This is a genomic window from Pseudomonas sp. NY5710 (genome assembly GCF_013305665.1).
In the GTDB taxonomy this organism is placed as follows: domain Bacteria; phylum Pseudomonadota; class Gammaproteobacteria; order Pseudomonadales; family Pseudomonadaceae; genus Aquipseudomonas; species Aquipseudomonas juntendi.
On record NZ_CP045554.1, the window covers coordinates 3,661,551 to 3,674,033 of the forward strand.

Annotated in this window: 12 protein-coding genes and 1 pseudogene; 11 read left to right on the forward strand and 2 right to left on the reverse strand. The window is 64.5% G+C overall.

The genetic code is table 11. The features are described 5' to 3' along the window. Positions 1-121 precede the first annotated feature (121 nt). On the forward strand, positions 122-1,354 hold the full coding sequence (lysA, locus tag GEV39_RS16845) for a diaminopimelate decarboxylase (protein WP_173890588.1): 1,233 nt from the start codon (positions 122-124) through the stop codon (positions 1,352-1,354). Positions 1,355-1,369: 15 nt separating this feature from the next. Here lysA and GEV39_RS16850 read toward each other — a convergent pair whose 3' ends face one another. Continuing rightward, positions 1,370-2,278, reverse strand: coding sequence for a LysR substrate-binding domain-containing protein (locus GEV39_RS16850; protein ID WP_173890590.1), 909 nt, complete (start codon positions 2,276-2,278; stop codon positions 1,370-1,372). 199 nt (positions 2,279-2,477) lie between these two features. Here GEV39_RS16850 and GEV39_RS16855 point away from each other — a divergent pair, with 199 nt between their 5' ends. From GEV39_RS16855 to GEV39_RS26150, 10 genes and pseudogenes are all read left to right on the forward strand, one after another. Further along, positions 2,478-3,299: an AraC family transcriptional regulator gene (locus GEV39_RS16855; protein ID WP_009684032.1), complete on the forward strand. Its 822-nt coding sequence runs from the start codon at positions 2,478-2,480 to the stop codon at positions 3,297-3,299. 71 nt (positions 3,300-3,370) lie between these two features. Further along, on the forward strand, positions 3,371-3,751 hold the full coding sequence (locus GEV39_RS16860) for a cupin domain-containing protein (protein ID WP_173890592.1): 381 nt from the start codon (positions 3,371-3,373) through the stop codon (positions 3,749-3,751). 170 nt (positions 3,752-3,921) lie between these two features. After that, positions 3,922-4,632 (forward strand): AraC family transcriptional regulator, encoded by a 711-nt coding sequence (locus tag GEV39_RS16865; protein ID WP_029887877.1) that lies wholly within the window; start codon positions 3,922-3,924, stop codon positions 4,630-4,632. A 103-nt stretch (positions 4,633-4,735) separates the two neighbouring features. Continuing rightward, positions 4,736-6,154 (forward strand): efflux transporter outer membrane subunit, encoded by a 1,419-nt coding sequence (locus tag GEV39_RS16870; RefSeq protein WP_249414286.1) that lies wholly within the window; start codon positions 4,736-4,738, stop codon positions 6,152-6,154. A gap of 205 nt (positions 6,155-6,359) precedes the next feature. Then, entirely contained in the window at positions 6,360-7,502 is a 1,143-nt protein-coding gene (locus GEV39_RS16875) for an HlyD family secretion protein (protein WP_173890594.1), read from the forward strand. Beyond that, positions 7,492-9,006 (forward strand): DHA2 family efflux MFS transporter permease subunit, encoded by a 1,515-nt coding sequence (locus GEV39_RS16880; protein WP_173890596.1) that lies wholly within the window; start codon positions 7,492-7,494, stop codon positions 9,004-9,006. The genes GEV39_RS16875 and GEV39_RS16880 overlap by 11 nt, the downstream gene beginning before the upstream one ends. 122 nt (positions 9,007-9,128) lie before the next feature. Next, positions 9,129-9,866 (forward strand): GntR family transcriptional regulator, encoded by a 738-nt coding sequence (locus tag GEV39_RS16885; protein ID WP_173890598.1) that lies wholly within the window; start codon positions 9,129-9,131, stop codon positions 9,864-9,866. 58 nt (positions 9,867-9,924) lie between these two features. Beyond that, a complete protein-coding gene (gene soxR / locus GEV39_RS16890; protein ID WP_173890600.1) occupies positions 9,925-10,380 on the forward strand; it encodes a redox-sensitive transcriptional activator SoxR in 456 nt (151 codons plus the stop codon). Between the two features lie 141 nt (positions 10,381-10,521). Then, the gene (locus tag GEV39_RS16895; RefSeq protein WP_051098776.1) at positions 10,522-10,770 is read left to right on the forward strand and encodes a CsbD family protein; all 249 of its coding nucleotides are present in this window, start codon (positions 10,522-10,524) and stop codon (positions 10,768-10,770) included. Positions 10,771-11,379: 609 nt separating this feature from the next. Beyond that, positions 11,380-11,696, forward strand: a pseudogene (locus GEV39_RS26150) (hypothetical protein). 254 nt (positions 11,697-11,950) lie between these two features. Here GEV39_RS26150 and GEV39_RS16900 read toward each other — a convergent pair. Further along, on the reverse strand, positions 11,951-12,247 hold the full coding sequence (locus GEV39_RS16900; protein ID WP_173890602.1) for a DUF3144 domain-containing protein: 297 nt from the start codon (positions 12,245-12,247) through the stop codon (positions 11,951-11,953). Between the last annotated feature and the right edge of the window lie 236 nt (positions 12,248-12,483).

The window sequence follows — 12,483 nt, forward strand, 5'->3', positions numbered from 1 at the left end:
GCGTAATGACAGTGGCCATATCAGATATGAATGGCCGACAGAAAAAAAGCTATTTTTCTGAATTCCAGCTTTATCGCATCCTGCTTTCCTTCCTGGTATCACCTGAGCGAGTAGCGCCAACATGACAACACCCTTCACCCTCCTGGCCGAGGCAGTGCGCCAACATGGCTCGCCGTTGTGGGCCTACGACACCGGCACCATCGCCGAGCGTGTCGAACAGCTGAAGGTGTTCGACACCGTACGCTTCGCCCAGAAAGCCAACCCCAACCTGCACGTGCTGCGCCTGATGCGCGGCCACGGCCTGGTGCTGGACGCCGTGTCGCTGGGCGAGATGGAGCGGGCCTTCGCTGCCGGCGCCAGCGTTCAGGGCGATCCGGCCGGCGTGGTGCTGACCTGCGATGCACTGGACCGGCCTACCCTGGAGCGGGTGGTGGCAGAAAAGATCGAAGTGAACGCCGGCTCCATCGACATGCTGCGCCAGCTGGGCGAGCGCTCCCCTGGGCACCGCGTGTGGGTCCGCATCAACCCCGGCTTTGGCCACGGCCACAGCCGCAAGACCAACACCGGCGGTGAAAACAGCAAGCACGGCATCTGGCATGAGCAGCTGGACGAAGCGCTGGGCGTGATCAAGGCACACGGCCTGCACTTGGTCGGCGTGCACATGCACATTGGCTCGGGCGTGGATTACCAGCACCTGGAACAGGTAGCCCGCTCGATGATCGAGCTGGTCGGCCGCCTGGGGGTGGACATCGAGGCATTTTCCATCGGGGGCGGGCTCTCCACCCCCTACCGCAGCAGCGACAAGCCGGTCGACCTGCAGCGCTACGCCCAGACCTGGGCAGTGGCACGCAAGGAAATCGAAGCGATGCTCGGCCACCCGGTGCGTATGGAGATCGAACCCGGCCGCTTCCTGGTGGCCGAGTGCGGCTACCTGGTGGCCGAGGTGCGGGCGGTGAAACAGGTGGGGCGCAATACCTTCGTGATGATCGACGCCGGCTTCAACGACCTGATGCGCCCGGCCATGTACGGCGCGTACCACGGCATGACCCTGCTCGATGCCAACGGCCAGCCGGTGGAGCGCCCACGCCAGCCAACCGTGGTGGCCGGGCCGCTGTGCGAGTCGGGTGACGTATTCACCCAGGACGACCAGGAACTCACCCCGCAAGACCTGCCGCAAGCACAGGTGGGCGACCTGCTGGTAATTCACGATGCCGGGGCCTATGGCGCATCGATGTCGTCCAACTACAACAGCCGGCCACTGCTGCCAGAGTTCCTGATCGAGAACGGTGCACTGCGAATGATTCGCCGGCGGCAGACCGTGCAGGACCTGCTGGACCTGGAAGCGGGCTTTTAAGCACCCTTCTGCCGGCTAGGCCATACCGCCCATGTAGTACTCCAGGCGGCCGCGCAGCCAGCGCTCGGCCGGGTCATTGTCGGTAGTGCTCAGCCAGACCATGGCCAGCTCCAGCGCCGTGGCGGCGAACGGCAGTTGCTCGGCCTGCAGGTTGCCCCAGCGCTCCATCCCCTGGGCGGCGTAATCGGGGCAGCAGGCCAGCAGTTCGGTACCGGCCAGGATCGCCGGCAGCGTACTGAATTGCGGCACCGACAACACCACCTGGCGTTCGCGCCCCAGCTCCTTGAGCCAGTCATCGACTACACCGTGGGTATTGGCCGTAGGCGAGACCTGAACGTGCGGGCGGGCGCAGAACTCATCCAACGTCAACGCCGTGGTGGATTTGTCGGCGCGCACCACCCTTGCCTGCATGCTGCGCAATACCTTGCGCTTGGCATTGGCCGGCAGGCCCCGGGTCTGGCTGATGCCGACCGTGACATCACCCGCCGCCAGCAGGTCGGGAATGCGCCAGTAATCCACGTGCTGCACCACCACCACCACGTTCGGCGCCTCGACCCGCAACGCCCGCAACAACGGCGGCAACAGCCCGGACTCGACGTCATCGGACAAACCGATGCGAAAGGTCATCTTGCTGGAAAGCGGGTCGAAGTCGTGGGTCAGGCTAAGGGCCACAGACATCGCATCCAGCGCAGGCGTGAGGTGCTTGATCACCTCCTGGGCGCGGGCCGATGGCTCCATGCGGTTGCCCACACGGATCAGCAACGGGTCATTGAACATCGCCCGCAACCTCGCCAGCGCAGCGCTGACCGTAGGTTGGGCGACGAACAGCTTTTCTGCCGCGCGGGTAAGGTTGCGCTCCTGCATCAGCGCTTCGAACACCACCATCAGGTTGATATCGGCTTTGCGCAGTTCGTTGCGGTTCATTGGCGCTCCCGGCCCATTGTAGTTGTGCATGCTCGATTTCAGCATCGACAAGCACCCTGGTCGAGTCAACGTTGGTAGATAACCTGGCAGCACGGCCCTTGGCGGCGACCTGATTGCCCGACAACGGACAGTCCGGTTACCCTTGCTTCCCACCCCCTCACGGCCGCCCCAGCCGTGCTCCGCCCAGGCTCCCACCGCGATGAACCGTAAAGCTGACCCGCCACCGTCCGACTGGGTAATCCGCAGCGACCAGCCGGGCGGCATCGAGCGTATCGAGGCCTGGTTCGGCAGCCACGGTTACGACCCGCATCGTCATGATACCTACTCGGTCGGGCGAACCCTGGCCGGCGTGCAAAGCTTCCATTACAAGGGCTCGCTGCGCCACGGCATACCCGGCAACACCCTGGTGCTGCACCCGGACGAGCTGCATGACGGCATGGCCGGCACCAACGCAGGCTTTCGCTACCGCATGGCTTACGTAGACCCGGCCCTGATCCAGAACGTGCTGGGTGGCCAGCCGCTGCCCTTCATCGCTGGCGGGCTGTCCAGCGACCCACGGCTGTACCAGGCCAGCGAGGCACTGGTACAGGCCGTGGACCACCCATTGGAGCCGCTGGAGCAGCAGGACGCCCTGTACGACCTGGCCATGGCCTTGTTGGCGGTCGGCGGCAAACCACGCGGGCGCAAGCGCCTGGACTACCAAGCCGCCGAACGTGCCAGAGCTTTCATCATGGCGCACCTGCACCAGAGCATTACCCTGGACATGCTCGAACAGGCCAGCGGCCGTGAGCGCTGGAGCCTGTCGCGTGATTTTCGCACGCTGTACGGCACCAGCCCCTACCGCTTCGTCACCTTGCGCCGCCTGGACTGTTTGCGGCGCATGGTGGTCGACGGGTTCAGCCTGGTCGATGCGGCCCTTGCTGCCGGCTTTCATGACCAGAGCCACATGACTCGGCATTTCACTCGTTGCTATGGGGTGCCGCCCTTGCGTTGGCTGGAGCGCCTGCGCCCCACCCGCTGACTTGCAGGATCGTACAAGATGCCCATGTTGCAGACCGTTAGGCTGGCCACTCCACTCAACGAGGAATTGTCATGTCTGAAGCCCGTATCCCCTCCCAGCCTGCCAACCTGCTGCACAAAGCGTCGCTGATCGAGCAGCAGTGGAGCCCCAGGGTCGTTGCCGAAATGAACGACTACCAATTCAAGGTGGTGCGCATCGAAGGCGAATTCATCTGGCACGCACACCCGGAAACCGACGAAGCGTTTCTGGTGCTGGAGGGTGTTCTGCGCATCGATCTGCCCGATGGCTGTGTGTACGTCAATCCCGGTGAGCTGTACGTCGTGCCGCGCGGTATCGAACACAGGACAGCCGCAGAGGGCGAAGCGAAACTGATGATGATCGAGCCCCGCGGCATTCTGAACACCGGGCATGAGGGCGGCGAGCGCACCGCCGTCAATGATGTCTGGCTCTGACAACAGAAGCCGCTTTATTTGTTGCGCGTAGCACTCGCCTGGCAATAATTCACCACGTTCAACTGCCAAACAGCCATTTTTGTCTTGCTCACCCCTTTTCCATGCCCACCATCGCAACCCGATGAAAATCCACCGCCGTATAATTGGATCCAATATCGAGGATGCCTTGAATGCGAACACTGGAAATGGACTACGGCCACGGCGACCAGGTTGCCAGCCATTGCCACGCTGAAGACCAGCTGATCTATGCCGCCAGCGGTGTAATGCGCGTCAGCAGCGCGGGAGGCGACTGGGTGATCCCCGGCGGGCATGCACTGTGGGTGCCTGCCGGGGTCAGCCACGCCATCCGCATGCAGGGCGTGGTGAGCATGCGCACGTTGCTGCTCGACGCCGGCATCGCGTGCTGCCAGGTCATCGTGGTATCCGGCTTGCTGCGCGAACTGATCCTGGCCGCGTCACGCATGCTCGACCGGCGTGACGGCGAGCATGCGCGGGCATTGATCCTTAACGAGTTGTCCGCCGCTCGGCGCATCCATGCCTTCGTGCCCACGCCCTCGCACCCGCGCTTGCGTGCCTGGTGCGAGGGCTTTCTCCAGTACCCGGCCCAGGACCTGACGCTGGCGCAGTGTGGCGCGCAGTTGAACCTGAGTGCGCGCAGCGTGGCGCGGCTGTTTCAACGCGAACTGGGCATGTCGTATGGCGAGTGGCGCGCCCGCGCGCGGGTAATGCTCAGCCAGCAATGCCTGGCGCAGGGTCAGCCTATTCTCAACGTGGCGCTGGAGCACGGTTACCAAAGTGCAAGCGCGTTCACCGCCATGTTCAAGCGCATCCTCGGCTACGCGCCGAGTGACTGGCAGCACAACCTCACACGCGGTCACTGAACAGCAGGTTGTCCCGCTTGCGCGCAGGCTTGTCCTGCTTGCGACAGCGCCGCTTCCCCATCCCTGGTTAACCTCGCATCACCCCCTTCAAGTGACCTGTGTGATGCCTTTACTGCACTTTTCTCCCTTTGCTGCCCGGCTGGGCGCCACGCTCGCCGTGCTGGGTGCCCTCACGGCGTGCACGCGGCAGCCGGCCCCCGCCGCGCCGCCACCCGTGCTGCAGGCAAACCCGTTGGCAGACCTGCCGGCGGGGGTCAGCCAGCAGCCGTTACCCGCGCAATGGTGGGCGCTGTTCCAGGACCCGCAACTCAACCACTGGGTACAGCTGGCCCTGGCGCATAACCAGGACCTGGCCCAGGCAGACGCCACTGTGCAGGCCATGCTGGCGGGTATCGGTGAATTCGACGCGCGGCGCTGGCCCACCACTGCGGTGGAGGTTGGCGCAACCTATGGCAAGAGCGCGGAGGACCAGACCCTGGCCGAGGCCACTGACAGTCATGCGCCGTCACAATGGCAATTCAGCCCCGGCATCGAGCTGGCCTACCAGGTGGATGTCTGGGGCCAGGTACGTGCGGCCATCGAGCGCGCCCGCGCTCAAGCCGATGCCAGCGCTGCAGCACGGGACCTGGTACGCCTGCAGGTGGTCACCCAGACCAGCCGCGCCTACCTGGCTCAATGCGTGTATGGCGCACGCCTGGCCCAGGCCAGGCAGTCGCTGCAAAGCCTTGAGCGCAGCGTGCAACTGAGTGAACGCCAGCAACAGGCCGGCGTGGCAACGGCGCTCGACAGCGAGCGGCTGCTGGGCTTGCGTGAGCAGGTGCGGGCGCAACTGCCGATGCTCGTTGCCAGGCGGCAAATGGCGCTTTACGAACTGGCCATGCTCAGTGGCCAGGCGGTTGCGGCACCGGTAGGCGACTGCAGCGCCATCCCCACGGTATCGGTGCCGCTACCGCTTGGCGATGGGTGGCGCCTGCTTGAGCGAAGGCCGGATCTGCGCCAGGCAGAACGGGAACTGCGGGCTGCTGCGCTGGAGACCGAAATCGCCCGGGCGGACCTGTACCCGAAGGTCAGCTTCGGCGCCTCATTGACCTCCACCGCCGCTCACCTGGCCGACCTCGGCGACAGCCGCGCGGTGATGTTCGGGATCGGCCCGCTGATTCACTGGCAGTTTCCCAACCTGAAGGCCAATCGCGCGCGGGTTGGCAAGGCTCGAGCATTGCAGCAGGCGCAGGTCGCCCGCTACCAGGGCGTAGCGTTGAATGCGCTGAAGGACGTGCGCCAGGCCCTGGCGCGTTACGCCGGTGAGCGGCAGCGCCTGCAGGCACTGGAGGCAGCGCTTGGCCATAGCGAGCGGGGCTTTGCCCTGGCCCAGAACAACTACCGCGCCGGCACGGTGGACGGCCTGGCATTGCTCGACAGCGAACGCGAACTGATCCGCTTGCGCGCCAGCCAGGTCGAGGCCCAAGGGCGCCTGGCGCAGGCACAGGTCAACCTGTTCCGCGCGCTGGGTGGGCGGTGGTAGCTCGCAGCAACAACCAACAGGGCCGCGATGCGGCCCATCGCCGGCAAGCCAGCTCCCACAGGGACCGCGCTGGGCCGAACGCTTTTTCAATGATCAGGGAGTGGCTGCCCTGTAACGAACGCCAAGGCCAGCGCGGTCCCTGTGGAAGCTGGCTTGCCGGCGATGGGCTGCTTAGCAGCCCCAACATCAGAAATGGAAACCGAACATGAATGCCGCCGTAGAACAGAACGCCCCCGCCGAAGCACAGCAAGCCAGCCCCAGACCACGTCGCCGCCCGGCATGGATCGCCGGCGGCAGCCTGGCGGCCGTCACGGTGCTGGCCTTCGCCAGCTACTGGCTCACCACCGGCCGCTACCTGCAGACCACCGACGATGCCTATGTCCGTGCCGATTGGGTGGCACTGAGCCCGCGCGTTGCCGGCTATGTTGCCAAGGTGGAAGTGGCGGACGACCAGCCAGTCCAGGCCGGCGATGTACTGGTACGGCTGCAAGACCAGGACTACCGCGCACGTGTCGAGCAGGCCCAGGCCAGCGTGGCCGAAGCCCAGGCAGCACTAGCCGCCGCACAGGCAGGCCAACAGCTGGCGGCCGAGCGCATCAACCAGCGCCAGCACGCCATCCAGCAGGCTGAAACGACCGTGCGCAGCGCCACCGCCGAACGCCAACGCACTGCCCTGGACGTGCACCGCTACCGCGGCCTGGTACGCGATCAAGCGGCCACCGCGCAGCGGCTGGAAAGTGCCAACGCCCAGGCGGCCCAGGCACAAGCGGCGCTGCAAGGGGCCCAGGCCGCGCTGCGCGAACAACGCGCTCAACTGGCCATGGCCAAGGCCCGCTCTACCCAGGCCGACGCCGAACTGCAACAGCGCGCAGCCGCCTTGGCCCACGCCCAGGCTCGCCAGCAACTGGCCAGCCAGGACCAGCACGACACCGTGATTCGCGCCCCGCTCGCTGGCATCGTGGGCCAACGCCGCGTGCGTGCTGGCCAGTACGTGGTGCCGGGCCAGCCGCTGCTGGCAGTGGTGCCGGTACAGCAGGCCTACGTGGTCGCCAACTACAAGGAAACCCAACTGGCCCGCATGCGCCCCGGGCAACCCGTGGAAATCCGCGTCGACAGCTTCGCCGGCCAGCCACTGCACGGACGTGTGGCCAGTTTCTCCCCCGCCTCGGGCAATGTCTTCGCCCTGCTGCCGTCGGACAACGCCACTGGCAACTTCACCAAGATCGTTCAGCGCTTCCCGGTGCGCATCCTGCTCGACCCAGCGCCCGCAGGCCCGCAGCTGCTGCCGGGCATGTCGGTGGTGAGCATCGTCGACACCCGCCCTGCCGAGGTTGCCGATGGCCACTGAGCAACCCGTCTCGTTGCGCGCCTGGGTCGCCGTGCTCGGCGGCCTGTTCGGCTGCTTCATGGCCGGCATGAACGTGCATGTCACCAGCGCCGCGCTGCCGGAAATCCGGGGTTCGCTGGGCGCCAGCTTCGAGGAAGGCTCATGGATCTCCACCGCCTACCTGGTGGCGGAAATCGTCATGATCCCGCTGACCGCGTGGCTGGTCGAAGTGTTTTCGCTGCGCCGGGTGATGTGGACCGGCTCGCTGATCTTCCTGCTGGCCTCGGTGGCCTGCTCATGGGCCCCCAACCTGGAAACGATGATCACCCTGCGCGTAGTGCAGGGTGCGGCCGGCGCGGTGTTGATCCCGCTGTCGTTCCAGTTGATCATCACCGAGCTGCCAGCCAGCAAGATGGCCATGGGCATGGCGCTGTTCAGCCTGGCCAACAGCGTGGCACAGGCGGCCGGGCCGTCGATTGGCGGCTGGCTGACCGACGCCTATTCATGGCGCTGGATCTTCTACCTGCAACTGTTCCCGGGTATCGCCCTGCTGTTCGCCATCGCCTGGTCGATCGACGCCAGGCCAATGCAACTCGCGCTGCTGCGCAAGGGCGACTGGCTGGGTATCGCGGCCATGGTCATCGGCCTGGGTGGCTTGCAGATCGTGCTGGAAGAAGGCGGCAGGCTGGACTGGTTCGGCTCATCGTTCATCATTGGCATGAGCGCGATCGCCGCCATTGCCCTGGTGGTGTTCGTGGTTACCCAACTGCGCGGCCAGCGCGCTTTCATCAATTTGCGCTTGCTGGGGCGTTACAACTTTGGCGTCGCCAGTGTGGCCATGTTCATCTTCGGCGCGGCAACCTTCGGCCTGGTGTTCCTGGTGCCCAACTACCTGTCGCAACTGCAGGGCTTCAGCGCCCACGACGTGGGTGTAGCACTGATCGCCTATGGGGTGGTGCAGTTGCTGCTGGCGCCCATGATGCCGCGGCTGATGGGCTGGACCAGCGCCAAGTTCATGGTCGCCAGCGGTTTCCTGATCATGGCCCTGGGTTGCTGGCTGGGGGCAAGCCTGAGCGCCGACAGTGCCGACAACGTGATCATCCCATCCACTGTGGTACGTGGCATCGGCCAGCCGTTCATCATGGTTGCGTTGTCGGTGCTGGCGGTGGCCGGGCTGGACAAGCGTGAAGCCGGGTCGGCGTCGGCCGTGTTCTCGATGCTGCGCAACCTGGGGGGCGCGGTGGGGACGGCCGGGTTGACCCAGTTGGTGGCCACCCGCGAGCGTTTCCACAGCGAACGCATCCACGAGCAGGTCAGCGTGTTCGAGCCGGGCATGCAGGAACGCATCAACCACACGGTGCAGAGCTGGTTGCCGCAGCAGCAACAGGCGCTGGAGGGGTTGGCGGCAACCATTCGCCGCGAAGCGTACCTGATGGCCTACAGCGACGCGTTCTACCTGGCGTGCCTGGCCTTGCTCGGCTGTGCCCTGGCGGCGATGCTGTTGCGGGCCTGGCAGAACACCTGAATAACGTCAGCGGGCCCCGTGGATGCTGGGCTGCACCGCTAGGTGCAGCCTGCTCGCCGACCACCCGGCGCAGGTCGCTGGTACACTCTGGGCCGACGACAGGTGCGAGGCAGAACACAGGTATGAACCCGACGCGCTATGCCACCGTGGCCAAGGATTTGATGGCAGGCATTGCCAGTGGCCGGTATCCGGTGGGCAGCCTGCTGCCGACCGAGCACGAGCTGTGCGACCTTTACGGTGTGAGCCGGCACACGGTACGTGCCGCGATCGACCAGTTGCTCGGCCAGGGGCTGGTATCGCGACGCAAGCGCGTCGGCACCCGGGTCGAGGCCAGCAGCCCCCGCGGGGGCTACACGCAGTCGCTGGCCAGCGTCGCCGACCTGGCACAGCTGGCGCCAGATCAGCGCTGGCAGATCCGCGATGTGCAGCACTTCGTTGCCGACCTGGGCCAGGCGGCACGGCTGGGGCTGGTGCCGGGCGAGCACTACTTTTGCCTGTCGAGCATCGCCGTGGCGGGGGCGCAGGCTGCGCCGCCGCTGTGCTGCACCCATGTATATGCACAGCGGGACTACGGCGAAGTCATCGAACGCGCCCGCGAGCAGCCCGAACAGCCGATTGCCAGGCTGATCGAGCAGCATTACGGCCGAGCGATCGCGGTGATCGACCAGCAGGTACGGGCGCTAGCGCTGACGGCAGAGCTGGCCCACGCGCTGAAGGCGCAGGTGGGTTCGGCGGCGTTGCAGATCATTCGCCACTACCGCGAAGAGAACGGTGACCTGATGGCCGTGGCCGAGACGATCCACCCGCATGACCGCTTTACCCTGGTTACCCAGTTGCGCCGGGATCGCGCAGCGGGGTAACCCGTTTCAAAACCTCAGGCGCCCTTACGGCGCTCAACCCAAGGCAAGGTCGACAGGCATGGCAGCAGACAACACGCGGATGCTTACAGTGGGCGAAGTCGCCAAGCGCAGCGGTGTGGCGGTGTCAGCGCTGCACTTTTATGAAGCCAAGGGGCTGATCGCCAGTGTACGTACAGCAGGCAACCAGCGCCGCTATCCGTCCTTGGTGCTGCGCACGCTGGCGATCATCAAGGTGGCGCAGCGCACCGGTATTGCGCTACAGGAAATCAAACAGGCGTTGAGCCGTTATGCGCCCAACACCAAGCTGACGGCGGCGCAATGGGGCGAGATGTCCACGGCCTGGCGCGAAGACCTGAATGCACGCATCCGTACCCTGGAGGCGCTGCGCGACAGCCTCGACAACTGCATTGGCTGCGGCTGCCTGTCACTGCAGGACTGCCCATTGCGCAACCCCGGGGATGTGCTGGCCAAGGAAGGGAGCGGCGCGCGGATTCTGGAAAAGAAGGCGCGCTAGCCTCGCCACCCACGCCACGTGCGATTCGTTGCAGGAGCGTGTGGCTTGAAGGTGGTGAGTAGTTGGAACCATTGCGGCCCTTCACCTCCCTAACCCTGTGCTGTCAACCCAAAGCCGCTTACAGGAAGGAACATAGCCATCATGAAACGCGAACAGATCGAAGGTGTTGCCGAGAACCTTGCAGGCAAGGCGCAGAGCGCTGTAGGCCGGCTGGTCGAAGACCCGGCGCTGGAAGCCGAAGGCGATGCGCGTCAGGCGGCAGGCCAGGTGACCAAGACCTATGGTGATGCCGTGGACACGGTGTCTTCGTTCGTCAAGGAAAAGCCTATCGCCGCACTGGCCATCACCGCCGCCGTCACACTGGTGATTTCTCGCCTGCTGCGTCGCTGACCCAGGGCGCAACAGGCGGTTAAGGGCCGGACATGTCGTCCGGCCCGCACCATCACCGGCTGGCGATATCGTAGGCAAGACGAAGGTGCAATACCTGTGGGAGCGGGCATGCCCGCGAACACCGGCTCAGCCGGTGCCATGCAGCGCGCTGGTTTCTTCGCGGGCTCGCCCGCTCCCACCGGGATCGCGTCAGGGCTGGCAGTTGTTGGCCAAAAGGCGCTGAAGAGGCTGTGGCGAGCAACTGGCAGCCCCGATGACTAGAGCGCTACCCCGCATGCACCTCATGTAGCTTGCTTCCTGGATCAGGCTTTTCTGATCTTTGCCAAAATAGCTGTCCAGTTGGCCACTTCGGAAATATCCTACGAGTCGCATCCTCTGCCATCACCTGTTCAATGGGAACCAGTGTCTCTAGGCTCTATCCGTCGCCGAATACCTTGGCGATCGGGTGTGGTAGCCCAGATGCTTTTTTCCATGACAGTCTATGGCGGCTGTGCGTGGGAGGCTTTCGAGCCTGCCTGGATTGGAAAATGCCCGGGTCTACCACCTCGCGTACAGTCGCCACCCATTCACGTGGTAGTGATGGTTGGCGGCCTTGAGGAGCATTTTCCAATGTTGAAGAAAATAGTCCCCGATCCACCTCTTCCTTGCACCTCCAACCGCCCCTTCGGCCGCTGCGACGCTGGCCATGATCCCCTTTCACCGTCAACCCGAACATTTCCGCCGAAGACGCTCTGGTCCATGTAGCCCTGTACCTACGCAGCGCTTATGAAACCGGCTACAAAGCCCTGGACTACATGCGCGAAGAAGGCCGTGGCATGTTCTGGTCGAACCTGCATGCGATTGAAATGGCCGAGGGTGTGATTGAGGCAATTCTCGATGGCATCGAGTCTTCCCCACCACGGACAAACAGCCCCTCACAGGCATAGCGCAGCGATCAAAGCCGACGCAGTAACCTGTGGGAGCGGGCATGCCCGCGAACACCGGCTCAGCCGGTGCCATGCAGCGCGCTGGTTTCTTCGCGGGCTCGCCCGCTCCCACAAGCTGCGTCGCGCTTATGAATTGAGTTCTATGCGCGACAGCGCAGCCCGTAGGGCTGTGTGATCTCCCACAGGGGTCGCATCAGGGCTGGCAGGTGTTGACCAAAAAGTGTTGAAGAGGCTGTGGCGAGCGACCTGCGGTGTTAGTCATTCTTGCCCAACATGTACTGGTCAAAATGCTCGATATGCTCGTCCAGGTTATCTTCGAGCATCATCCGGTACTGCTCGCAGAAGTATTTCAGGATCTCGTCCCGCGCAGCGCCCAGTTCTGTGCCGCTCTTGAAACTGCGGGCGCTCATCCAGGCGCTGAAGCGCGCGGCACCAAAGGTCAGCGAAGCGCTTACCTTGCCCAGGTCCTCGACCCTGTCGATCTGCTGGTTGGCCAGTTCTATGTGCGCATCGGCACGGTCGTAGAAGGCCTGGTCGGTAACTTGGGTCATGGCGGTTCACCTGGTTGTGCAAGACGAGCGAAAGGCCAAGCCTTGCATGTCACGGCGCATACGTGCAAGGCTGAAAAAGGATTACCAAAGTCGAAAAAGGACTCACAGTACCTCATGCTCGGAATCACACGTATCCATCGCTATTTGCGCCCACTGCCTGCAAAACCGACTGCAGCCAGTGGGCGTGACCTCAAGGCCAAACGTGCCGCCCGCCTCGCTTCCAGGTTCGCCAACCT

What these genes read in the sequence shown, in the direction of transcription:
- GEV39_RS16850 (WP_173890590.1), bottom strand. Translation starts at nt 2,278, where the DNA reads ATGAACCGCAACGAACTGCGCAAAGCCGATATCAACCTGATGGTGGTG.
- GEV39_RS16875 (WP_173890594.1), top strand. Translation starts at nt 6,360, where the DNA reads ATGAATGCCGCCGTAGAACAGAACGCCCCCGCCGAAGCACAGCAAGCC.
- GEV39_RS16900 (WP_173890602.1), bottom strand. Translation starts at nt 12,247, where the DNA reads ATGACCCAAGTTACCGACCAGGCCTTCTACGACCGTGCCGATGCGCAC.
- GEV39_RS16865 (WP_029887877.1), top strand. Translation starts at nt 3,922, where the DNA reads ATGCGAACACTGGAAATGGACTACGGCCACGGCGACCAGGTTGCCAGC.
- GEV39_RS16885 (WP_173890598.1), top strand. Translation starts at nt 9,129, where the DNA reads ATGAACCCGACGCGCTATGCCACCGTGGCCAAGGATTTGATGGCAGGC.
- soxR (WP_173890600.1), top strand. Translation starts at nt 9,925, where the DNA reads ATGGCAGCAGACAACACGCGGATGCTTACAGTGGGCGAAGTCGCCAAG.
- GEV39_RS16870 (WP_249414286.1), top strand. Translation starts at nt 4,736, where the DNA reads ATGCCTTTACTGCACTTTTCTCCCTTTGCTGCCCGGCTGGGCGCCACG.
- lysA (WP_173890588.1), top strand. Translation starts at nt 122, where the DNA reads ATGACAACACCCTTCACCCTCCTGGCCGAGGCAGTGCGCCAACATGGC.
- GEV39_RS16855 (WP_009684032.1), top strand. Translation starts at nt 2,478, where the DNA reads ATGAACCGTAAAGCTGACCCGCCACCGTCCGACTGGGTAATCCGCAGC.
- GEV39_RS16895 (WP_051098776.1), top strand. Translation starts at nt 10,522, where the DNA reads ATGAAACGCGAACAGATCGAAGGTGTTGCCGAGAACCTTGCAGGCAAG.
- GEV39_RS16860 (WP_173890592.1), top strand. Translation starts at nt 3,371, where the DNA reads ATGTCTGAAGCCCGTATCCCCTCCCAGCCTGCCAACCTGCTGCACAAA.
- GEV39_RS16880 (WP_173890596.1), top strand. Translation starts at nt 7,492, where the DNA reads ATGGCCACTGAGCAACCCGTCTCGTTGCGCGCCTGGGTCGCCGTGCTC.